Annotated in this window: 1 protein-coding gene; it reads right to left on the bottom strand. The window is 71.7% G+C overall.

From position 1 onward, the window contains the following. Positions 1-304 (bottom strand): hypothetical protein (locus V5O49_RS00235; RefSeq protein ID WP_332900461.1); only part of this gene is annotated, 304 nt, incomplete at both ends.

The raw sequence follows: 304 nt of genomic DNA, 5'->3' as shown, positions 1-304 counted from the left end.
CTCGTCCGCGGCGTGGTCGCCGATCGCGTTGTACGTCCCGTGGAGGGGGCGGTACAGCGGGTGGGTGTCGGCTCCCGTCTTCGGGTGGGTGACCGTGACGCGGCCCGAGCGGGCCGGGTCGGCCGACTCGTGCAGGACCGTGTCGCTCTCCATGACCTCGATCGTGTAGGTGAGCGTGGCCGGCTCCTCGTCGGCCCGCAGGTCGATGGTGGTCTGGTCGGCGGACTGGTCGTTCGTCCACGACCGGGTGACGAACTGCGAGGCGGTCAGGTCCAGCTCCAGCGGCTCCCAGGCCAGCGGGTCG

It is taken from the genome of Isoptericola haloaureus (assembly GCF_036689775.1).
GTDB classification, from domain to species: Bacteria; Actinomycetota; Actinomycetes; order Actinomycetales; family Cellulomonadaceae; genus Isoptericola; species Isoptericola haloaureus.
The sequence above is the reverse complement of the archived record's forward strand: the minus strand, read 5'-3'. Positions and strand labels throughout refer to the sequence as shown.